This is a genomic window from Pedobacter sp. AK013, assembly GCF_014205835.1.
In the GTDB taxonomy this organism is placed as follows: domain Bacteria; phylum Bacteroidota; class Bacteroidia; order Sphingobacteriales; family Sphingobacteriaceae; genus Pedobacter.
In genome coordinates this window covers 56,297-78,986 of sequence record NZ_JACHCQ010000007.1, presented here as the reverse complement: position 1 = coordinate 78,986, position 22,690 = coordinate 56,297, and the positions used below count along the sequence as shown (strand labels likewise).

At 38.6% G+C, this 22,690-nt stretch carries 16 protein-coding genes; 9 read left to right on the top strand and 7 right to left on the bottom strand.

All coding sequences use genetic code 11. From position 1 onward, the window contains the following. The first annotated feature begins 694 nt into the window (after positions 1 to 694). From HDC90_RS06880 to HDC90_RS06870, 3 genes are all read left to right on the top strand, one after another. Positions 695 to 1,075, top strand: a complete 381-nt coding sequence (locus tag HDC90_RS06880) for an START-like domain-containing protein (protein WP_147226470.1) — start codon at positions 695 to 697, stop codon at positions 1,073 to 1,075. 30 nt (positions 1,076 to 1,105) lie between these two features. Beyond that, positions 1,106 to 2,530 (top strand): LptF/LptG family permease, encoded by a 1,425-nt coding sequence (locus tag HDC90_RS06875; protein WP_184465200.1) that lies wholly within the window; start codon positions 1,106 to 1,108, stop codon positions 2,528 to 2,530. A 139-nt stretch (positions 2,531 to 2,669) separates the two neighbouring features. Continuing rightward, positions 2,670 to 3,881 (top strand): bifunctional 3,4-dihydroxy-2-butanone-4-phosphate synthase/GTP cyclohydrolase II, encoded by a 1,212-nt coding sequence (locus tag HDC90_RS06870; RefSeq protein WP_184465197.1) that lies wholly within the window; start codon positions 2,670 to 2,672, stop codon positions 3,879 to 3,881. Between the two features lie 833 nt (positions 3,882 to 4,714). On the opposite strand, the gene HDC90_RS06865 is transcribed toward HDC90_RS06870, so the two are convergent. Then, entirely contained in the window at positions 4,715 to 9,145 is a 4,431-nt protein-coding gene (locus HDC90_RS06865) for a translocation/assembly module TamB domain-containing protein (RefSeq protein ID WP_184465194.1), read from the bottom strand. A gap of 74 nt (positions 9,146 to 9,219) precedes the next feature. Here HDC90_RS06865 and tsaD point away from each other — a divergent pair, with 74 nt between their 5' ends. The 3 genes from tsaD (at position 9,220) to HDC90_RS06850 (ending at position 13,180) form a co-directional block, all read left to right on the top strand. Beyond that, positions 9,220 to 10,221, top strand: coding sequence for a tRNA (adenosine(37)-N6)-threonylcarbamoyltransferase complex transferase subunit TsaD (tsaD, locus tag HDC90_RS06860; protein ID WP_184465192.1), 1,002 nt, complete (start codon positions 9,220 to 9,222; stop codon positions 10,219 to 10,221). 333 nt (positions 10,222 to 10,554) lie between these two features. Then, positions 10,555 to 10,752, top strand: a complete 198-nt coding sequence (locus HDC90_RS06855) for a hypothetical protein (protein WP_184465190.1) — start codon at positions 10,555 to 10,557, stop codon at positions 10,750 to 10,752. Positions 10,753 to 10,825: 73 nt separating this feature from the next. Continuing rightward, on the top strand, positions 10,826 to 13,180 hold the full coding sequence (locus HDC90_RS06850; RefSeq protein ID WP_184465188.1) for a TonB-dependent receptor: 2,355 nt from the start codon (positions 10,826 to 10,828) through the stop codon (positions 13,178 to 13,180). A 76-nt stretch (positions 13,181 to 13,256) separates the two neighbouring features. On the opposite strand, the gene recA is transcribed toward HDC90_RS06850, so the two are convergent. The 3 genes from recA to HDC90_RS06835 form a co-directional block, all read right to left on the bottom strand. After that, on the bottom strand, positions 13,257 to 14,270 hold the full coding sequence (gene recA / locus HDC90_RS06845) for a recombinase RecA (protein ID WP_184465310.1): 1,014 nt from the start codon (positions 14,268 to 14,270) through the stop codon (positions 13,257 to 13,259). Between the two features lie 134 nt (positions 14,271 to 14,404). After that, positions 14,405 to 15,070, bottom strand: a complete 666-nt coding sequence (gene nth / locus HDC90_RS06840) for an endonuclease III (RefSeq protein ID WP_029280284.1) — start codon at positions 15,068 to 15,070, stop codon at positions 14,405 to 14,407. A 251-nt stretch (positions 15,071 to 15,321) separates the two neighbouring features. Continuing rightward, a complete protein-coding gene (locus HDC90_RS06835) occupies positions 15,322 to 16,281 on the bottom strand; it encodes a hypothetical protein (protein ID WP_184465186.1) in 960 nt (319 codons plus the stop codon). 209 nt (positions 16,282 to 16,490) lie between these two features. On the opposite strand from HDC90_RS06835, the gene HDC90_RS06830 reads away from it, so the two are divergent. Genes HDC90_RS06830 through HDC90_RS06820 form a run of 3 tightly spaced genes read left to right on the top strand, consistent with a single transcriptional unit; the run spans position 16,491 to position 19,386 of the window. Next, complete coding sequence (locus tag HDC90_RS06830; RefSeq protein WP_184465184.1) at positions 16,491 to 17,180, top strand: LA_2272 family surface repeat-containing protein; 690 nt, start codon at positions 16,491 to 16,493, stop codon at positions 17,178 to 17,180. A gap of 60 nt (positions 17,181 to 17,240) precedes the next feature. Next, positions 17,241 to 18,338 (top strand): acyl-CoA desaturase, encoded by a 1,098-nt coding sequence (locus tag HDC90_RS06825; protein WP_184465182.1) that lies wholly within the window; start codon positions 17,241 to 17,243, stop codon positions 18,336 to 18,338. After that, a complete protein-coding gene (locus HDC90_RS06820) occupies positions 18,328 to 19,386 on the top strand; it encodes a fatty acid desaturase (protein ID WP_184465180.1) in 1,059 nt (352 codons plus the stop codon). The genes HDC90_RS06825 and HDC90_RS06820 overlap by 11 nt, the downstream gene beginning before the upstream one ends. Before the next feature lie 258 nt (positions 19,387 to 19,644). Here the strand turns inward: HDC90_RS06820 and HDC90_RS06815 are convergent, their stop codons facing one another. The 3 genes from HDC90_RS06815 to HDC90_RS06805 form a co-directional block, all read right to left on the bottom strand. Beyond that, positions 19,645 to 20,829, bottom strand: a complete 1,185-nt coding sequence (locus HDC90_RS06815; RefSeq protein WP_184465178.1) for an MFS transporter — start codon at positions 20,827 to 20,829, stop codon at positions 19,645 to 19,647. Positions 20,830 to 21,656: 827 nt separating this feature from the next. Further along, positions 21,657 to 21,851, bottom strand: a complete 195-nt coding sequence (locus HDC90_RS06810; RefSeq protein ID WP_167292886.1) for a hypothetical protein — start codon at positions 21,849 to 21,851, stop codon at positions 21,657 to 21,659. 88 nt (positions 21,852 to 21,939) lie between these two features. Continuing rightward, positions 21,940 to 22,524, bottom strand: coding sequence for an RNA polymerase sigma factor (locus HDC90_RS06805; protein ID WP_184465176.1), 585 nt, complete (start codon positions 22,522 to 22,524; stop codon positions 21,940 to 21,942). Positions 22,525 to 22,690 lie beyond the last annotated feature (166 nt).

Below are 22,690 nucleotides of genomic sequence, written 5' to 3'. Positions count from 1 at the left end.
CATATAAGATTCATATAGGCTCAACAGAAAACTTAAATGGACTAAAATTCCTTATATGGTAAAAGACCTATACGCCTGCTTTTTACTAACAGATTTGAACAATTACCTGCCTTTCTTAACCGTATAAGATTCATATAGGCTCAACAGAAAACTTAAATGGACTAAAATTCCTTATATGGTAAAAGACCTATACGCCTGCTTTTTACATAACAGATTTGAACAATTACCTGCCTTTCTTAACCGTATAAGATATATAAGGTTCATATAAGTCAATCGAAAACTTAAATGAACTAAAATTCCTTATATGGTAAAATGTCTGTAAGTCAGTGCTTTACATCGGATTTGGTGCTATCCTTTATCCCCTCACAAAGCGGTCAGCTTCATAGCATATTTTTCTTAACGCTTTAAGGTTTATATAAGCATTGGATTTTTTATTAGTTAATGTTGCAGATGTTGAACGGAAATTAGGAGTCAATTAATCAACTACCCATCCTGCGTTCGTCATCAAAATAGCCTGCTGGCATGAACTATTGAGCGGAATGGCTACTGAATAATGAACCAATGGCAAATAAACCCATGAACTAGCCCTTTGAACCAATAAAAATTATATTGTTGCAGATATAGAATAAATTACCTTTCTTTAGAAAAATAATATTAAAAAATAGTCCGGAAATTATCCTGGTAGTGTACTAACATGGCAGAAAAGAAAAAATTTACACTAGAGTACGAAGTTAGATCGTCACCAAGAATATTGTATAGTTTTATAAGTGAACCAAATGGCTTATCGCAGTGGTTTGCGGACGATGTGAATTTCCGTGATCAGGTATATACGTTTACCTGGGACGATGAGCAGCAAAAAGCAAAACTCGTTTCCGTTAAAGAAAATAAGCTGGTTAAATTTAAGTGGCTGGATGATGAGCCTCAATGTTACTTTGAGATGGAAATTGTGCAGGATGAACTCACCAATGATGTTGCCCTCTCGATTACTGATTTTACTACCGATGAGCTTCTGGCAGAGAAAAAATTAATCTGGGATAACCAGATCGATTACCTGATTAGCGTATTGGGTGCATAATATTATCTTCGTATTGTTTACCTTTGTAGGGTGAAAAAAATACATCTTCTATTAATAAAAGCATTTGTGAAGCCATTCATAGCAACGTTTTTTGTTATGATGTTTATTCTGTTAATGTTTTTTCTGTTTAAATGGATTGATGATTTAATTGGAAAAGGTTTCGAATGGTACACGATTCTGGAGCTGATGTATTACGCCTCGGCTGCCAACGTATCTATGGCGCTGCCGCTATCTGTGCTGCTGTCTTCCATCATGACTTTTGGTACTCTGGGCGAAAATTATGAGCTGGTGGCCATTAAATCGGCTGGTATTTCTTTGCAGAAAGCCATGCGCCCCTTATTTGTGGTGATTTTGATGCTCACGATAGCATCCTTCTTTTTTGCCAACTACATGCTACCGAAAGCCAACCTCAAATTTGGCTCGCTGCTGTACGATGTGAGGAACAAAAAACTTTCATTTTTAATTAAACCGGGGGTTTTTAACAATGCTATTCCGGGTTATGCCATCCGTGTCGATTCGAAAGAAGAAGATGGTACGCTGCACAATATCATGATTTACGATCACCGCGAAAATAACGGCATTCCGAAAGTAATTCTGGCCAGAGAGGGGAAAATGAATAAAACTGCCGATGGTAAGTTTTTGGTGCTTAACTTAAAAAATGGTATACAGTACGAAGAGCAGGCTTCGAAAAACGGCATGTACAACCCAAGGCAGATTTTTACGCGCAACCGTTTTAAAGAAACCTCTCCGCGTTTCGATATGTCGTCTTTTAATCCCAATAGCACCGATCCTAATGCTTTCGGAAACAGTACACCCATGTTAAACCTGAAGGGTATTGTAAAAAAGCGCGATTCGCTGACGAAACAGTTGGATACGATGAAAATGCGCACGATTGCCAACCTCACCAGTAACTTTAAGCAGTTTAATGTAACTAAAGGTTATACCCGGGTAAAAGCCGTTCCGAAAGAGATTGATGACGTAATATTGAAGAGCATCCCGAACGGATCGCGGAAACTGGCCCTCGATAATGCAAACAATACGGTGGCAAATATTATGCAGCACGTACCCAACTGGGGGCCGCGCCAGACCGATTTAACCGGCGAAATTATTTTTACCACAGTAGAGTACCAGCGTAAATTTACCCTGGCGGCATCTTGCATCCTGTTGTTTTTTATTGGTGCACCATTGGGTGCCATTATTAGAAAAGGAGGTATGGGTTTACCTGTGGTGGTAGCCATTTGTTTCTTCCTGGTGTACCACATTATTACCACAGTGGCCGAAAAATCGGCACGCGAAGGTAACTTAAACCCAATATTCGGGATGTGGATTGCCGTAATTGTTTTATCGCCGCTGGCGGCCTTTTTAACCTATAAAGCTACCGTAGATTCGGCCCTGTTTGATGTAAATTACTACAGGCAGCTCTTCCTTCAGCTGTTTAAAAAGAAAGAAAAATAGGGCCTTTTTCCTTTACTTACAGATGATATTTTAATCAAAATATTGCTCAATAAGGTTGTACATTTGTACGGGTTATTGTTTGTGGTATAAATTGATTAAATACACCTTTATACACCATCTGCCCCATAATGTTTATAAAATGCAAACAAAATTAAACACAATAGAAGAGGCCATCGCAGATATAAAAGCTGGTAAAGTGATTATTGTTGTAGATGACGAGAATAGAGAGAACGAAGGTGATTTTTTAACGGCAGCCGAAAACGCAACGCCAGAGATCATCAATTTTATGGCTACCTATGGCCGCGGTTTAATCTGTGCACCCTTAACAGAAGAACGTTGTAAAGAATTAAACCTGAACCTGATGGTGGGTAAAAATACAGCTGCTTACGAAACTAATTTTACGGTTTCAGTAGATCTGGTTGGCCATGGATGTACTACTGGCATTTCGGCAAGCGACCGCTCTAAAACCATGCTGGCTTTGGTTAATCCTAAAACCAACCCTGAAGAGTTAGGCAGGCCAGGACATATTTTTCCTTTAATAGCCAAAGATGGTGGTGTAATCCGCCGTGCAGGCCATACAGAAGCCGCGGTAGATTTAGCGCGTTTGGCTGGTATGAAACCTGCAGGTTTATTGGTAGAGATTTTAAAAGAAGATGGCGAAATGGCCAGACTTCCTGATTTATTTAAAATTGCCGAGCAGCACCAGTTAAAAATTATATCGATCGAAGATTTAATTGCTTATCGTTTAACCATAGATAGTTTGATTAAGCAAGAGGTTAGTATTGATTTACCTACCGCTTGGGGCGATTTTAAAATGACGGCTTATACGCAGTTAGATAATAATGCGACACATTTAGCCATTTCTAAAGGCGAATGGGATGCCGGCGAACCTATTTTAGCACGTGTACACAGCTCATGTGTAACTGGCGATATTTTCGGGTCGTGCCGCTGCGATTGCGGTCCGCAGTTGCACAAAGCATTAGAAATGATCGAAAAAGAAGGTAAAGGTATTGTGGTATATATGAACCAGGAGGGTAGAGGTATCGGGCTGATTAATAAATTACGTTCGTATAATTTACAGGATGCCGGTTTTGATACTGTAGAAGCGAATATTAAGTTGGGTTTTAAAGGCGATGAACGCGATTATGGTGTGGGTGCGCAGATCCTGCGATCGGAAGGGGTGACTAAAATGCGCTTAATGAGTAATAACCCTACCAAAAGAGCAGGTTTAATTGGCTACGGCTTAGAAGTGGTCGAAAACATTCCGATCGAAATTGCAAGTAATGTACATAACGAACGTTATTTAACCACCAAAAGAGATAAAATGGGCCATTCGATTATGAAGGGATAGGTTCTGAGTTTGGAGTTGGGTGTTTGCCTGACTTAAGCCTAATGACCAATAATAATAATAATAAAATAAGAGCCAATATGGAACGACAGTTCCATATTGGCTCTTTTAGTAAATGTCTTAAGAGGTGAATAAGATATTGATTAATTTAATCAACTCTTCCCTCATGCAATCGTCCTTTCGACCGGAGTGAAACGGAGTGGAGAAATCTATATTGACACGTTTTGCAATCATCAGCTTTTTAGGTAATGAAACAGTTCTTCGGGTAAAGACTCTTCATTTTATTCAGAATAACAGCATCTGAAACCGATTGTCATCCTGAGGGTTAATTTATTTTGTAAAAATCAATATTGGATTGACAAATAAATTTTATTAGGCAATATCCCTAAAGAAATCGTCATTCCCTATTTGATTGGGAATCGCGCAGTGATCATAAATGCCACTGAATAAAAAAAACACTCATGAATAATCTTAATGCAAGCGCTTTAAGATTAGCTTTGCTGAGCACTGCGTGGTTCCCGAATGCGCGAGAATGACGACCGGACTAGTAGATTCTGTCAATAGTAGCGCAGTGAAAGGTATATATTATGTGTGGTTCTATTGATTAATTAAAAACTAGAATGTAATAGTGTTAAGATCCCCGCCTGCGCGAGGATGACGATATTGGAGTGGGACTGATAAAATAGAATTGTGTTTCAAGATTGGACTTTAAGCAACTTTAACTAGTTAATCGGTTTTTAGGCTGTAATCGAATAGTCTTAACTTAGACAATTAGCTATGAACCAATGACCAATAATCGATTACCTAATGAACCAATGATCGATGAACCAAAAACCTTACCTCCGTTGGTTCCCTTTACTTTGATTGATAATTGCTTCTTTATTAATCGATTTATTCGTTTTAACAGGGGCCTGGCCTTGTTTTCTTTTCAGGTTTCGGCGGTAAGCGCCAGAAATTTTCTGAATAAACTCCTTAAACGTATCAAATTGCTGGGTATACACCAAACCAAAAGAGGTTACGTTTGCTGTTGAACTGATCCCGCTGTTTAAGAATATACTTTGTTGTGTAGGTGGTTTATTTGCCGCTTTTACCGTTAAGCTTCCATCTTTTTTAATCAGGAAAAGTGCCTCAACCTCTCTACCAACATTATCTTTAGAGAAATCGATAACGGTAAAATCGTTCACACTGTTTCGGTCTACAATACCTGCATTAATAATTAAACGATCGTTAAAGAACTTAAACGATGCATTGGCCTCGCTCAGCGAGCGTACGTTCAGATCGACAAAGTTCAGGTTTAACGAAGAAAGTACATTGTTAAACTGGTTAAATACCAACTCGGTAGCGGTACTGGTAGCAGTTGAACTCAATTGATTCCCAATTGATTGTCCGCCATTTCCAGGTGCAAAACTTCTTCTGATAATTAAACTGAAAGCCTGCAGGTTCAGGTTATTCTGATCGCTGAAATAGGTTTGCAGCTCTTCTTTAATAGAAGGTTGTGCAGGAAAATTAATATCGAGCTTAATATCTGGTTTTAACAGTAAACCGGTTAGCCCCATCTCTACCTCTGTATTTACCCTTTGGTTGGCATTGCTGCTGGCATCGCGGTTGGCCGCCTTGTAAAGGTCGTTTAAGCTTGCCCTCAACGCATATACTGCTTTTAAGTTAATCTGTGCGGCAGTAGGGTTACCCGTCCAGCGGATGGTTCCACCTTGTCTGATTTCGAATTTTTTGTTGATTACCTCCTGGGCTGTAAAATCGAAACTTCCCGTCTCGATAATATAATCGCCAGACATTTCAAAATCGCCGACACTGTTGATGTTTAAGTTCAACTCAGCATTACCCTTGCCACTTAAATTACCCAGGGTGGTAAATATATTGGCTGTGGTATTCGGGTCGATGGTTAATTTAAAGGTTAGGGTTAAACCATCAAAGTTGGTTTTTTTCTTAACCAGTACAGTAGAATCGCGGCTTACAAAATTAATGAAATCTTTATCCGATACGGTTTCTGAACTGTTTAAGGGCAGGTTAAACACGGTTCCTTTTTCCGTTTTCGCCTTAATATCGATCTTCATTTTATTGGTAGGGCCTTTAAAAGTAAACCTTCCCGTGCCGTAAGCACGGCCATAATATACCGAATTGTCTTTTGCGGTCGTATTCAGGGCCATTAAGCTATTCGCATCTATGGTTACATCTAAAGTTGGATAATTGATATCGTTTAAATCTACGCTACCCCTGGCAGTAGCTTCATGACCTTCCAGATCGCTCAGGTTAAAGTCATCAAGTTTGATTATACTGTTATTCACCTCTACCTGATCGGTAATGACGTAAGTGGTTTTGAGGTAGTTTACCATGAGTTGGCCTTTATCTAGCGCTACAGTTCCGTTAATTTCTGGCTTTTCAAATTTTCCTTTAACCGTTAAGTCGGCTGAAATGTTCCCTTTTAAATTCGATACCAGTTGTTTAACAAAAGGCTCAAGGATGGTGAGTTTGCTTTCATTCATTTTTACACCAAGGTCGATTTCTTTTTCTTTTAGATTAAGATTTCCGGTCAATTTAAAAGTCTCCGAATTATCTGCCATGATGCGCGTAAATACATTAATCTTTTTGCTTTCGTTGCTGTACGATGAGGTATCGGTTAAAGTACCGATATAGACATCGTTAAAATTTAACGAATCGATCTTTAAATCGTCGGTTGCCCTAGGTGCTTTCAGTACACCATACAGATCGGTTGTGCCGTTCAGGTTACCACCCAATTTAACACCAAATCCTTTGGTAAAAGGGTTCAGGGTTTTTAAGTTAAAATCTTTAAAGCCAATACTGATTAAATCTTTAGGGTCTTCAGAAATTAATCCGTCAATAATCACTTGCTGCTTTCCGTTGGTTAAATCGAAATTACTGATTTCGGTTTTACCATTGTTGAGTACAATACGTACTTTCTCCTGGATGCGCCATTCTTCATTGTTAATTTTTAAGATCGATGGCAATACGCTTAATCTTGCGGTTGTATCCTGGTTTTTGGTAAATTCTACCAATCCGTTTAAATCGAGCTGGTTGTCTTCTTCCGGGTTCGACATTTTTACGTTGAAGGCCAAACTGTCGTTCCGCAGGATATTGGAAATGTTTACATCCTTAATAAACAAACTGTCGTTAATCTGCACCCTGTCTGAGGTTACAATCAGTTGGAGTTGTTGTGTAGTGGTATTTTCATCGAGGATGATGTTGTTTACCACAATACCACTGTATTTTAGCTTCTTTACAAAACCGTTGAGCGTTGCGGTATTATTGCGCGAATCGAAATCTCCCGTTAGTGTAGCACCCTCTTCTAATTCTAAACCTGGTAGAAATATCTGCGCAAGCGGTTCAAATTTTTTAACCTTCAGGTTAAACTGAAAGATCTGGTTATTGTGCTTTATAATATCGGTTTTTAGCGAGGGGATATACGTTTTGGCGATGGTTTTGTAATAAGAAACAATAGAATTTAAATCATATTCACCTTTAATGCTGGCGTCCAAGATATCTGATCGGATATCGAGCACGCGGCTGGCACCCATGCCGTTGGCTGTTAACTGTACCGAATCTACACTATAAACACCTTTCGGATTTTGCAGTCTAATTTCTTCGATTAATAATTTGCCGGATATATTGTTCAGGTTGGTGCCCGAGAAATTGGTCTTAAACTTAGCATCAACCTGCAATGAATCTTTCATAAGTTTTAAAGCCTTTAATTTTGCCTTGGAAATAGTGGCATTAAAATTAAATACAGGCAGTTTAGGATTCAGGTTTACTCCACCATCAAAAACCAGTTTCACGTTGCGGTCATTAATGCTCAGCTTGCCGTCAAAATACTTTTTGTTAAAAGTTCCGTCGATTTTAACATTGTGGTAACGGTAATTATTAAAGTCGATATAGTCTACATCGCCGTTTATTTTTTCGGTTAAATCTTTAAGCTCGGTACCACGGCCCTTAACATATAATGATGAGCTGATACGGCCAAGGCTTTTTTCATTAAGCAGGTTACCCAGGTTAAAATCGTAGCTTTTTACATTTCCGGTATAAGACGGAACATCGTTTTTATCGATTTTCATGTTCACATCCGAAACAATACGGCCAAGTTTGGTTTTAAATTCGCCATAGGCAATAAAGTCGTTCTGGAAACCGGTAAAACTTCCGTTAAAGTTAATGTTGCCGAATTTGTTTACAATTACCGGAACAATTTTTTTCTTGCTGTTGGTAATACCTGCCAGCACCTCATCCAGGTCGGTTTTATTCGTTCCAGCCATTTCAATGTTCAGGTCCATAAAAGTTTCTTTCCATTTCGGCAGTCCCTTTAAAATAAAATCTCCCTTAATGTGTGTAGCTTTTCCTGTTCTTAACGATAGTTTTTTGGCTTTAAGGTTATTTACTAAACCCGTAATCTGTCCATCAACATCCAGGTCGAGTTTCATGGTGTTCATTTCGGGTGCAAAAAATGCAACATCCCTTGAGGTGATATGGCTATTTTTAAAAATAGCTTTCATCCGCACATTATCTACGTAGTGGTTAAAATCTTTATAGCTTTTAAACCGCATTTGATAATAATCGGTTAAGCGGCTCTGATTGGTTTCGAGCAGCAGGTTTTTCAGCTCTATCGCATTACTGTCTATCGTGGTTTGGGCTGTTAGGTTTTTCAGGTAAAATCCGCTTCGCTCTTTAAAAGTTAAGTTTTTGATATTGGTTTTAACCAAATGCTTTTTAGTATCGAGCCCTTCAAAAATCCCGCTGAGTTCTTTAACATCAACATTCTCAAAGTTTACACTTTTGCCCTGAGTGGTATCTTTTGCACCATAGTTTTTGTACCTGAAGGCAAATTTGTTTAAAATAATACGGCCAATATTGATATTGAATGGCTTGCTTTTCTTTTTCTTTACAGTGGGCTTACCAGAATCGAAGTAGTTGATGATGAAATCGAGATTAGAAGACTTATCTTTGAAATCTTTTAGGAAAAACCGCCCGTTGTTGATTTGAATGGTATTGATATCGATAATCTTTTTGTTGATAGATAATCGATTAATATCGACCATAAACTGAGGGCTTCTCAATAAAGTGTCTTTTTGCAGATCCAAAACCAATAAATCTTCCAGTACGATAGATTTAAAGGGTTTAATGTAAAGACTTTTGATTGAAATGGTGGTTTTAAGCTCTTTTGATAGGTATGCAGCAGTTTTCTGTGCAAAAAAAGTTTGAACAGGCTTAAATTGTAGCGAAAAAATAAGAAGCGCAAGCAGCAAGATTATTGATGCAATTACCCAAAGGAGTATTTTAAATAGTTTTTTAATAATTTTGCAGCTTAAATATTAATAATTTGTCTGTTATACTTGCTATCGAATCTTCTTGCGATGATACATCCGTTGCTATTTGTAACAACGGCAAAATTACTGCCAATGTTATTGCAAACCAAACAATTCATCAAAATTATGGTGGTGTTATACCTGAATTAGCTTCAAGGGTACATCAACAAAATATTGTGCCTGCCGTACAACAAGCTTTAATTAATGCTAAAGTTACAAAACAAGACATTAATGCGGTGGCTTTTACACGGGGTCCCGGCCTTTTAGGCTCCCTGCTGGTTGGCGTCTCTTTTGCAAAATCTTTCGCATTAGCTTTAAATATACCTTTAATTTCTGTCAATCATATGCATGCGCATATCTTAGCGCACTTTATTGATGATCCTAAGCCAAATTTCCCTTTTATCTGTTTAACGGTTTCTGGTGGACATACACAGATTGTGTTGGTAAAAGACTACTTTGATATGGAAATTATTGGCGAAACATTGGATGATGCTGCTGGTGAAGCTTTTGATAAAACGGCTAAACTACTGGCCTTACCCTATCCTGGCGGACCACTGATTGATAAACATGCACAGCATGGAAATCCTTTGGCCTTTAAATTTGCCGAACCACAAATTGCCGATCTGAATTTTAGTTTTAGCGGCTTTAAAACTTCTATTCTATATTTTATCAGGAAACAGGAAAAAGATAACCCTAATTTTATTACCGAAAATTTAGATGATATTTGCGCATCGGTTCAACATAGTATTGTGCAGATTTTGCTGAACAAGTTAAAAAAAGCAGCAAAACAATACGGAATTAAAGAAATTGCTATTGCAGGCGGTGTTTCGGCAAACTCTGGTTTAAGGAACGGACTGCAACAGGCTGCCGATGAACAGGGCTGGAAGATATATATACCCGCATTTCAGTATTGTACTGATAATGCAGGCATGATTGCCATTGCAGGTTACCAGAAGTACCTGAAAAAGGATTTTGTAGGGCAGGACGTTTCGCCAATGGCGAGGATGGAGTTTTAAAGGGGCTGCATGGGCCACTGGTTCATTAGTCAATAGTTGACTGTTAAACTTGTTTGCCAGCTATCACTTCGTGAATGTCATCCTGAATTTATTTCAGGATCTTTGTTTTGTGTGCTTCCCTGGCAAAAGATTGAAAACTGGCAAAAACTGCTAACTGCAGAGGATAATCCCTCTCGAAAGACCAAACGATCAACTTCGACTGGTAAATAGGATACTGTAAACTGCCAACTGACTTTGTATCTTTGTGGTTAAATAGAATAATTAAGAAGAGTAATTTAAATAGCCAATAAAATCTTCCGACTTCGGACCTCTGAACCGGATTAATAAAACGATATGACTGGAGCATCATTAATATTTTGGATTGTTTGTGCGATACCGCTTATCGCTATCATCTATTGGTTAATCAGAAAAGATAAAGACAAGCTTAAAGGAAGTTGGGGCGTGATTATTTTAGGTGCCCTGGTTATTGCTGCGCTCCTGGTAATTGTATATGTTACCAAAGACTTCGATGCCTTTTTTATCCAAAATTAATACATTTTTATTTTTTATTTAGACTTATTCTATTTAGTGTTTGTTTTTCTATCTTTGCCAAAATTTAAGATAGATGAAAAAACTTATACTGATTATTATTGTCTTTACCTTTAATTTTCTTATCGTGCGTGCACAAAATGTTAAGATAGAAGGACATGTTAAAGGCAAAAAAAGCGAAATTCCTTATACAAGCATATCGATGTTTGGTCAGAAAGTCCAGGCAGATAGCAAAGGTTATTATTCTTTGTATATAAAAAGCGGTGTTCCTTTTAATATCAGTGTAAACGCTGTTGGTTACAAAACATTTACACAGCATATTCCATCAATAAAAAACGATACGACCTTCAATATCGAACTTGAAGCTGTTGCCAACACCCTTGATGATGTGGTGATTTCTACTTCAAGAAAACCTGAGGATATTAAAAATATTACCACTTCGGTAAGTATTGTAAATAAGAAAAAGCTCGAGAAAGAAATTGCCATTACGCCCGATTTGAGCGCTATCCTGGCCAATCAGGTTCCTGGTTTTGCACCAACGGCCCAAACCGGTAATAATGTTGGACAGAACTTACGTGGCCGCCCGATGCTGGTGATGATAGATGGGGTTTCGCAATCTTCGCCATTAAGAAATGCAGAGGTAGACCTGAGATCAATTGATCCATCAGTACTCGAACGCATTGAAGTGGTAAAAGGAGCAACTGCTATTTACGGCAATGGTGCTGCAGGCGGTTTGGTAAATTATATCACCATGGTTCCCGATACTGCTGCAAAATTTGCCGGTAAGACTCAGATTAATTTAAACGGATCGCTGGTGAAAGTTAAAAACTCCGAAGGGGGAAGAATTAACCAGATGTTTTATGGGAAGCTAGGTAGGTTTGATTATGTAGTGAGCGGAATGTATGAGCAAACCGGCGAATATAAAGACGCAAAAGGCGATATCGTTGGACCTAACTATAGCTTAGGCGAAACAGACACTTATAATGCATTCGCCAAATTAGGTTATGTGCCTGCCAAAAATCAACGGATACAGCTTACCTATAATACTTACAGCAGTTTGCAGAACAGTAATTTTACCTTGGTAAACGGTAATCTGGCAACCGGGCAGAAAGCTACAGGTGTATTGGGAAAACCACTTGGCATTCCGACCGGGATTGATTATAACCACAATTTAAATCTATCGTATAAAATAGATAGCACTTTTCTCCATTCGAGTTTAAACGCAGATGTTTATTACGAAACCCGTAAAGACGTATTTTATGTTTCGTTAGGGCGTTTTGATGGCGGCGATGGCCAGTCGCTTGCCAAGAATGATAAAAAGGGAGCACGTTTGTTTTTTGAAACCCCAGTCCTGAATGTTAATTTTTTGAAAATAAACCTGGCCTATGGTACTGATTTCATGAAAGATAAAACTTCGCAGCCGCTGGTTGATGGCAGGGTGTGGGTACCAACAATGGATATGACCAATACGGCACCTTTTGCACAGGCTGATTTTAATATTTTAAGCAAGCTTGTATTTAAAACAGGTTTGCGTTACGAAAATGTAAATATAGCAGTTGACGATTACCGCACGTTAAGAACTACAGGAGCCAACAATGCCACCATTACCCCGTCTTTTGATGTAACCGGAGGAAATTTAAAATACAGTACCTATCTTTTTAACGCAGGTTTAAGGTATAATCAGTTTAATATTTTCAGTCCTTTTGTGAGTTTCTCTCAAGGCTTTTCAGTAATGGATATAGGTCTTGCCTTACGTGATGCAAAAGTGAACAGCATCGACAAGATTAATACGGATGCCGTAAAAGTTAATAATTATGAGGCAGGGTTCGAGAGCAGGATTGCGGGATTAACCTTATCTGCTTCTGCTTATATCAGTACCTCAAAGCTGGGCATTGAAGTGGTTTATGATCCTGCTACCGGTTTGTTCAATACTGCCAGAAATCCTGAAAAAATTTATGGCTTTGAAGTTGCTGCAGATTACCGTTTGGCAGATGTTTTAAGTTTGTCGGGCAGTTATAGTTATACGGAAGGGAAACGCGATATTGATAAAAATGGTAAATTTAATGATGAAGTAGATCTTTACCTTAACGGACGCCGCATTTCTGCCCCAAAAGTTACGGCCTCGGTAACGTATAGTCCATTAAAAGTATTGGATCTGACCCTGAATTATACAGGCATCAATTCACGTAACAGGTTTGTGAAAAATACCAGTGGCGTATATAATGGAAATGAAGGCGCAGTAAAAGCTTATCATTTATTCAGCTTCGCAGGGATTTACCAGGTTAAAAAGAATACCAAGCTTACTTTGGGCATCGACAATATTTTTAATCAGGATTACTTTCCGGCAAGAGCACAATGGTTTATGCAACCAGGTTTTTATTCGAAAGGAAGAGGTACTTCGGTAAACTTTGGTATTTCGGTTAGTTATTAACTCAGATTTAAAATAGAAAAGCGTCCCGGTTTAAAATCGGGACGCTTTTTTTATGTTCAACAGCTATTGATCAGGCTTATTTTTCTGCCAGGTGTTCGCCTGTAACTTCGGCTTTGATTTTAATTTCCAGTTCTTCTGCAAGTTCAGGATTGTCGCTTAACAATTGTTTTACGGCATCTCTACCTTGGCCGAGTTTGGTATCTCCGTAAGAGAACCATGATCCTGCTTTTTTGATGATACCAAAATCAACTCCTAAGTCGATAATCTCACCATTTTTAGAAATACCTTCACCAAACATCACATCAAATTCTGCGATACGGAAAGGAGGGGCTACTTTATTTTTAACAATTTTTACTTTAACACGGTTACCAGAAACTTCGTCAGAATCTTTAATCTGTGAAATACGACGGATATCTAAACGTACCGAAGCATAAAATTTTAAAGCATTACCACCGGTTGTGGTTTCAGGGTTGCCAAACATTACCCCAATTTTATCACGTAACTGGTTAATGAAAATACAGCAACAGCCGGTTTTAGAAATCGTTCCGGTTAATTTACGTAAGGCCTGGCTCATTAAACGGGCATGTAAACCCATTTTACTATCACCCATTTCGCCTTCAATTTCACTTTTAGGAACCAAAGCCGCAACAGAGTCGATTACAATTACGTCTATAGCGCCAGAACGGATCAGGTTATCGGCAATTTCTAATGCCTGCTCACCATTATCTGGTTGAGAGATTAAAAGGTTATCTGTATCTACACCTAGTTTCTTTGCATAAAACTGATCAAAAGCATGCTCTGCATCGATAAAAGCAGCAATACCGCCTTTTTTCTGTGCTTCGGCAATAATATGTGTAGCCAAAGTGGTTTTACCAGAAGATTCTGGCCCATAAATTTCAATAACACGGCCTTTCGGAATACCGCCAATACCTAAGGCAATATCTAAACTGATTGATCCCGTAGAAATAAAATCTATTGGTTCAACGGCAGTGTCGCCAAGTTTCATGATGGTACCTTTACCGTAAGATTTCTCTAGTTTGTCTAAAGTAAGTTGTAGGGCTTTTAATTTATCTGGATTTGCAGTGCTCATTTCTTTTTTCATTGATGGCGTAAATATAATTGATTATCGGCTAATATGCTTAAATGTTGATATTTATAATGCTAATATATTTAGCTAAGGTAAATGTTTTTTAGCTAATGTCAATAGTAAAGCGAAAATAATTTTTAAGCTTTTAATTTATCTCTTTCGTTTTGGGCAGTTAAACGTTCGAAGTACCTGCACATGTAAGTAATTTCACAAACATCGCATTTAGGGCTTCTGGCCACGCAAACGTAACGTCCGTGCAGAATAAGCCAGTGGTGTGCAATGTGGATATCGTGTTCAGGAAGGTTTTTAACTAAATCCTTTTCAACCGCCAATGGGGTTTTGCCATTGGTTAGCCCTAAACGGTTGGCCACACGGAAAACATGGGTATCAACCGCCATTGCTGGTGCATTGTAAATGACTGAGGCAATTACATTAGCGGTTTTACGGCCCACACCTGGCATTTTCTGTAAGTCGTCGATCCCCGAAGGTACCACATCGTTAAATTCGTTAAGTAAAATATTGGCCATGCCAACCAGGTGTTTTGCCTTATTATTGGGGTAACTGATGCTTCTGATATAGTCGAAAACAATATCGGGCGTAGCTTCGGCTAAAGCTTTGGCATTAGGAAAGCGCTGAAAAAGGGCAGGGGTTACCATATTTACCCTTTTATCGGTACACTGTGCAGAAAGAATTACCGCTACTAAAAGCTGATAAGGGTTATTATAATGTAACTCGGTTTCTGCATCAGGCTGCTTGGCCGAAAAATGTTCTACAAAAAGTTTGTAGCGTTCTTTTTTAAGCATGTGCAAATATAAGAGATAAAATGCTCATTGGTTCAATAGTCATTGGTTTTGAAAGTTCATAGTTGCGTGGCGGATCGATTAATCTACCACCGGTAGCTTGGCCCAACTGTAAAGCAATAATTATATAAACATTTTTGGTAAATGGTGATAAAGAATTTATGGGCCGACTTAAATTTATTACCGCTAAATGCATGGGTATTTCTGCACATTATGATAGCGATATGTGCTTTGGCGCAGGCTTAATTATTAATCTAACTATTAGTAATCTCCCTCAACAACTTATCGCATTCGGCAAAGGCATTATACAGATATTTATTGCGGTGTTTTTCTCCCTGACCGCTAAAAGAAACCGATTTCATAATCAGGCCCTGCATCCATTGTTTGGTCTGTTTGCAGTAAGCCTGGTCTTCGGTTCTTAAATAATTGAACGTATTAAACCTGTTGTAACAGGCCATACGGTCTTTAAAATCGACCAGGTAAGCGATGCTTCCCAGTACATCGCAATTATACCAGTTAAAAGTATGGCTCGGGTCGATGGTTTTTTTACTGCTAATGGCATACATATTCATATCTGTAAGGCAATACCTTACCTGTTCAACAATTTTCACGGCCAGTTCGGTATCGGTAAGGTGCCCGGCTTCGAATGCATACCTGATCTGTTCGAGTGTGCCTGTTACCGTATCTTTAGACCATATTTCGGTACTGGGTATTTCCAGATAAGTTGTATGCAGCTCTTGCGAAATTTTAATAATCTCATCGGATAGAAAGGAAGCGCTGAACGGCATTTCGGGATTACTGGCGCTATTTGCCCAGAAGAAAAGTTTAAAGCTGGTGAGTTCAGGGTACTTGAAAAAATGAAATAAAGGAATATCGTCTGTTGTAATGGTGATGTGTTTCTTATTGCTGTTTTTGATGGCTTTTATATTGTCTAATAAATTTCGGAGATAGCCAATCATATCTAAATCTTCATTTACGTTTAAATAACTAAAAGTAACAGATAACGATTGTTTTGGATTGTACAGAAACGGCACATCGAAACTATCAGAAAGCTTGATGATTTGTTGGAAAGTAAGGTTGCTATCGCCCCTGATTTTCTTATAGGCCTCATTGGTACTTATCCCTAACTCTTCAGCTACACTCAGTGCCAGGTTCTGGTATTCGGGCAGTGCAACCCTGATGGCCTGAAAAAATAATACTTGCTGATTATCCATAAAGATTAATTTTATAGTTGAATTTAGTGAAAATATACCATCTAATAGGTTTTTTACTTAAAATAAGCTATTAGTAATTAGTTTTTAAGGGTGTATTATTTATAGTAATATATCTTATAAGTTATTTATTTGATATAATATAATTTTAAAGAATAATTAGTTCTTTTTTTACTCTTGATATTTGGTTTATGAACTTAATCCAAAACATCATGAAAAGTAAAATTATGCTCATAACGCAGATCGCTCTTTTGCTTGCAGTAAAAGTGAACAGTCAAATCAGGGAAAATCATTTTCCAGTAGGAACCTTTCATCAATCAAACGTAAGAATAACAGGGATTTCCTATGGTATTTTTACTGGATTATCGGAAAAAGATACGAATGTAATAACCAATGGGCTGAGATTGGAAGCCATAGGTACAGGGTTGTTGTTGCCACTTGCGCCACATGGACCTGTGTACAAAGAAGAAGATCTTATTCCCTTGAAGGATGTAAGGTTTACCGAGATGATTAATGGTTTGAATCTTTCAGGCTCAGGTACAATTGGTGATGATTGTATAGTTAATGGGGTAACGCTTGGGGCCATCGGCCAATACCTATATGCAATGAATGGGATTTCTATTTCAATTCTTTGCATTGTAGTTGAAAAACAAAATGGCCTTCAGCTCTCGGCGTTTAACGATGTTCATAAAGGAAATGGAATGCAAATGGGTATTGGTAATAGTGCAGTTTACTACAATGGCATTCAGCTTGGGTTATTAGGCAACAAGGCAGTAAAAAGCCGTGGTATGCAGGTTGCACTATTTAACGAAAGCAAAGACCTAAAAGGGGTACAGATAGGTTTATGGAACACCAACCAAAAAAGGAAACTACCTCTTATAAATTGGAACTTTAAAGGATAAGCTGCTGTTTAATGGTGGCTCAAGCCACCTATCATTTTAAAAGAATTAGTAAATCTCGACATGAACAAATTAAGATTTATAAAAGATGAAGGCTCAGCATTCTATAAAGAATTAAATGAGCAAATAGAACAGTATTTTGTGCAAAATGGTTTGAAGAAAACCGGAAATGCAAAAATGTTTTTCAAGATCTTCCTTTACTTCGGTTTAGACATACTATTTTATGCTTTAATGATTGCCAGCGATTCGGTACTCGCATTTTACGCTTTTTACCTGCTGATGGGACTTTCGGTTTTATTAACTGCTTTTAATGTTTCGCACGATGCTGCCCATGGTGTAGCGGTTAAAAGTAAGTTCTGGAACCGGTTGTTGTTTTCGCTGAGTTTTAACTTACAGGGCAACAATGCATATGTGTGGGGCAAGAACCATAACGAATCACACCATTTATACACCAATATAGAAGGTAGCGACATTGATGTGCTGAATAATCCCCTGTTTAGGATGACCGAATCGCAGCCTTTGCAATGGTACCATCGGTATCAGTTTATATATGCGCCGTTTCTGTATCTTTTTTATTCTATCAACTGGTTCTTTTTTAGGGAAACCCTGATGTTGTTCAATTTATCGAGTCGTACCATTAAGGTGGAGATTCCCCGCATCGAAGCGGTAAAGCTGGTCATCTATAAACTCTTGTATATCGGTTATATGATCGTTATACCTATTTATCTGTTGCCTTTCGGCTGGACAGTAGTGCTGATGGCTTTCCTGTTGAACCATTTTATTATTTCCCTGCTGTTTGTAGCGGTATTAGGCGTTGCACATTTGTCAGATTATGTATCACATCCGGTGCCTGATAAAGATCATGAATTGAATATGAGCTGGCCGAAATTGCAGTTGCTTACTTCTATAGATTATCATGCCGAAAGTAAATTTCTAAACTGGACATTGGGTGGTTTTAATGCCCATGCTGTACACCATTTGCTGCCAAATGTTTGCCATGTACATTACCTCAAAATAATTCCAATTTTTAAAGCACTTGCCCAAAAACATCAGCTTACTTATATGGAAATGTCGTACGGCGAATCGCTGGCCTCACATTTCAGGTTTTTGAAAATGATGGGGAGAAGTGAACACTTAATTCCGATGCGATATGAGGGATAGGCACATTCATGTAGCGGCTGATAGTCAGTTGCTAAAAGCGATATACAAGCGGGTAAGCCAAGAAGTGGTGGCTAATAAATTTGCTTTTATGCGGATAATTGCGGCTAAATTCGTGGTGTATTTCTTGCTCACGCTTTTGGCCTATTTAGCTTTGTACCGTATTGCTAATCCAATTGGTTTTGTAGGCTGTTTTATGGGATATGGTTTTATTGCATTGCTCTTTGCCTTTAATTTTTCGCACGATTTTTCTCATCATACCATTTTTAAAAGCAGGCCGCTTAACCATATCTGCTTCGTAGCCATATATACGTTGGTTGGTGCACATGCCGAGGCATGGAAACTGCGCCATGTTAATTCACATCATTATGCGCCAAATGTAGAAGGCTATGATTCGGACCTTAAAATTTCGAAGTTGATCCGTGTAGTGCCGGGCAGCAAACATTATTGGTTTCACGCTTACCAGCACTTGTACGCTCCATTGGCTTATACTGCCTACTCACTGTTCTGGATTTTTATCAAAGATTTTGTGATTCTCTTTAGTGATGATGGTTATGCGGTTAAAAAGAACTTTAAATATTACCTGTCTTTTGTGTTGCAGAAACTGATCTACACGAGTTTGTTGCTGGCGCTACCTTTGCTTTTTTCTGTCCAGCCCTGGTACATCGTAATGTTTGGTTTTTTGATGATGCATTTAAGCCAATCGCTGTTTCTGCTGTTTACATTTTTTATGACCCACCACGTAGAGGAAACACAGTATCCGAAAGCTGATGCGCAGGGCTATATTAATGCCTCCTGGTTAATGAACCAGATCAGGAGTTCGAACGATATGCACCCTTTCAGTAAAACGGCAAACTTTATTCTGGGTGGATTTAACAACCACATTGCCCATCATTTATTTCCACACTACCATCATGTATATTATCCGCAGATCAGCAAAATATTGTATGAAATGCTTCACGAAAAAGGGATAAAGCCAAATTCTACCAGTTATTGGGGTGGAATCCAATCGCACTTAAGGTTACTTAGGAAGATGGGGGCAGCCAGATAAATCAGTCGTTTTCATCCTAATTAAATATCATGAAATACTGTACCATTATTGCTGATTTGAATGATCGGGTAGGTCTACTCGATCATTCTTTTTAACCTGTGAGTTTTAGTAAGGTGGGTTTTGTTAACAGTACCGGCCTTTAATAATAAACCTGATGGGCGCGGCAGCTCCCGACTTCAGGAGGGACTACAGCAAACAGCAGGACTGAACATTTTTAATTGCACCTACTTTCATTTTCTACAAAATTCAACCATTGCTTTAATGAAAAGAAGTAGCTGCTACTTTAACCTCTTCTGTTACCCCCTGATTGCTTTTAATGAGCCAAAATGCAAAGAAAGCGCCAACCAGTGCCATTGCAGCGCCAACATAAGCGGGCGAGGTATAATCGAACCCATATACCAACGGAAGGCCACCGAAGAAAGCACCGAGCGCATTGCCGATATTAAAACTCGCCTGACTTGCTGAAGCGGCTAACATTTCGGAGCCTTTGGCACTCTGGATCATTAACATTTGGATCGGAGCGGCCAATGAGAAAGCAACCGCGCCGGTAACAAAGGTCATAATTAAAGCTAATGGCTGACTTGCGGATACAAAGTGCACAATGGTTAAGGTAACGACCATAGTGAGCAATAAAGCAGCAGATGCTTTTGCCGGAGAGAATTTATCGGCCAAACGCCCACCGATATAATTACCGAACATCATGCCTAAACCGGCCAGCATTAGGATATAAGTTACAGCATTTGGCGAAAAACCAGCAACATCTGTCATTAATGGGGCAATATAACTGTACCAGGTAAATAATCCACCTGTTCCGATCGAAATCATGAAAATGATGATCCATGCTTCTCTTTTTTTGAAGAAACTTAGTTCGGCTTTTAAATCGCGGTTTTTTGTGGCTTCTAGGGCTGGTAGCCATAATTTTAAGCTTAACAAAGTAACGAGGCCAACAAGTACCACAACAGCAAAAGATATGCGCCAAGAAAAGTTATGGCCAATAAAGGTACCCAATGGTACGCCCACAATATTGGCAATGGTTAAGCCCATAAACATGAGCGATACAGCTTGAGCTGCTTTTCCTTTTTCGGCTATTCTGCTAGCCACTACCGATCCGACGCCAAAAAATGCGCCATGTGGTAAGCCCGAAAGCAACCGGGCAATAAACAGGGTATTAAAAGTTGGCGCAAAAGCAGAGAAAGCATTGAAAACCGTAAACATCATCATCAAAGCAATCAATATCATTTTTGGCGGGTATTTACCTGCAATCATAATCAGCAAAGGGGCGCCAATTACTACGCCTAAAGCGTAAGCAGATATTAAGTGCCCGGCCTGTGGGATGGTTACTGCTAAATCTTTTGAGATATCTGGTAATAAGCCCATCATCACAAATTCTGTTATTCCGATGCCTAAACCGCCTAAAGTGAGTGGGAGCAAGTTCTTGTTCATAATACCCTTAGTGTTAAAATTACACTATGCAAAGGTAGGGCTTTTTTTGGAAGTGGTTTGTAAAAATTAGGCCATTTATAGGTGAGGGGAAATGTGGGGTAGCATATAGTGTGGAATATGCTATGGGAAGATTCACGGCTAAATTTCTTCATTTCCTAATCACTCGAATCCTGTTACGTTGTATGGAGCAATCCCCTGTTCCTAAACCAGATTGAGCAGAATAGCCCGGAGCGCAGCGAGGACTATAAGCGAAAGCGGGGCTGCAAAATGCCAAGGACCACAGACCGCTCATTTCCTGATCACCAAAATCCGATTGTTTATGTGTTATAGGCCAGCCGAAAGAGATTGTGCTTAGTGGTTCCTCCTCGCAATTGACGAAATACCATCGGATTCAGGTTATACTAAAATACTTTTTCGCATCTGGAGTGCAAGCCCCTGTTCCTAAACCAGATTGAGCGGAATAGCCCGGAGCGCAGCGAGGACTATAAGTGAAAGCGGGGCTGCACACTGCCAAGGACCACAGATCGCTCATTTCCTGATCACCAAAATCCGATTGTTTATGTGTTATAGGCCAGCCGAAAGAGACTGCTTAGTGGTTCCTCCCCGCGATGACGAAATACAATTAAACACTATAAAAGAAAATGAAAAATTATTTCATTTACTTTTAATTATTTGATTCAGGTAGATCGTAAAATGGTTGATAGTTTAGGTGTTAAGTGAAGCAAGATCCCCAAAGTCTCTAGATACTCCATTTCACCGCTTTCATTTTCTAAAAAAAAAGCTTGTCCCACCCTGTGGAACAAGCTTTTTGGCTCATGTAAGATTTACTACTTTGTTCGGCTGTAAGCTAAAATCTTGTTGATGGTTTCATCTTGAGGATTTTTAGCCAGTCTATCTAACTTACCTTTTATTTGATCATAAAATAAGTCGATTTCTGCGTCCGATTCAATATCAGTTTTAGGCTGAAACATGTTGGGTGTAGATAAATTTACATTGTTTTTTGATGTAGAGGTTTTCGTCATAAGCAACTAAATGTGATAAGTTTTATTAACTTAACGGTAGTTCAGATGCTTTATTTCAAACCCTAAAAAAAAATATGTAACATTTCTGCTACCCTTTGTAGGTCATCTCTTTTGTTTTAAGCATTTTACGCAAATTACTGAGGGCATAACGCATACGGCCCAATGCTGTATTAATGCTTACATCAGTTAAATCTGCTATTTCTTTGAAGCTTAAATCGGCGTAATGACGCATGAGGAGCACTTCTTTCTGCTCATCGGGCAATAAATGAATCATTGCTTTTAAATCTTTATGGGTTTGATCGCGAAGCATTTTATCTTCTGCGCTCTCATCATAAAAGTGTAGCATATTGAATACATCCATACCATCAGAGCTGGTAATGATGGGTGTTCTCTTTTCTTTTCTGAAATAATCGATAACCAGGTTATGCGCAATACGCATTACCCAAGGCAAAAATTTGCCTTCTTCGTTATATCTTCCTGATCGCAGGGTATTAATTACTTTTATAAAAGCATCCTGAAAAATATCCTCCGCCAGATATTGGTCTTTCACCAATAAGTAGATAGAGGTATAAATTTTACTTTTATGTCTTCTTAAAAGTTCCTGCAATCCATTCTCGTTCCCGGTAATATATACCTTTACCAGGTCCTGATCATTATATGATTGTAAATTCATAGGTTTACCTACACTAAATCCCGTACTATTTGCTAAAAATTAATTTGTAGATGTTTAATTTCTATAGCTGCTCTCCTATGTTTTTTGATATGTGTTAGTTTGGTTTTGAGGTTGTTAATGTTCAAAGAAAGTTATTTTTTTATCAAAAAACAAAAAATAAAATGTT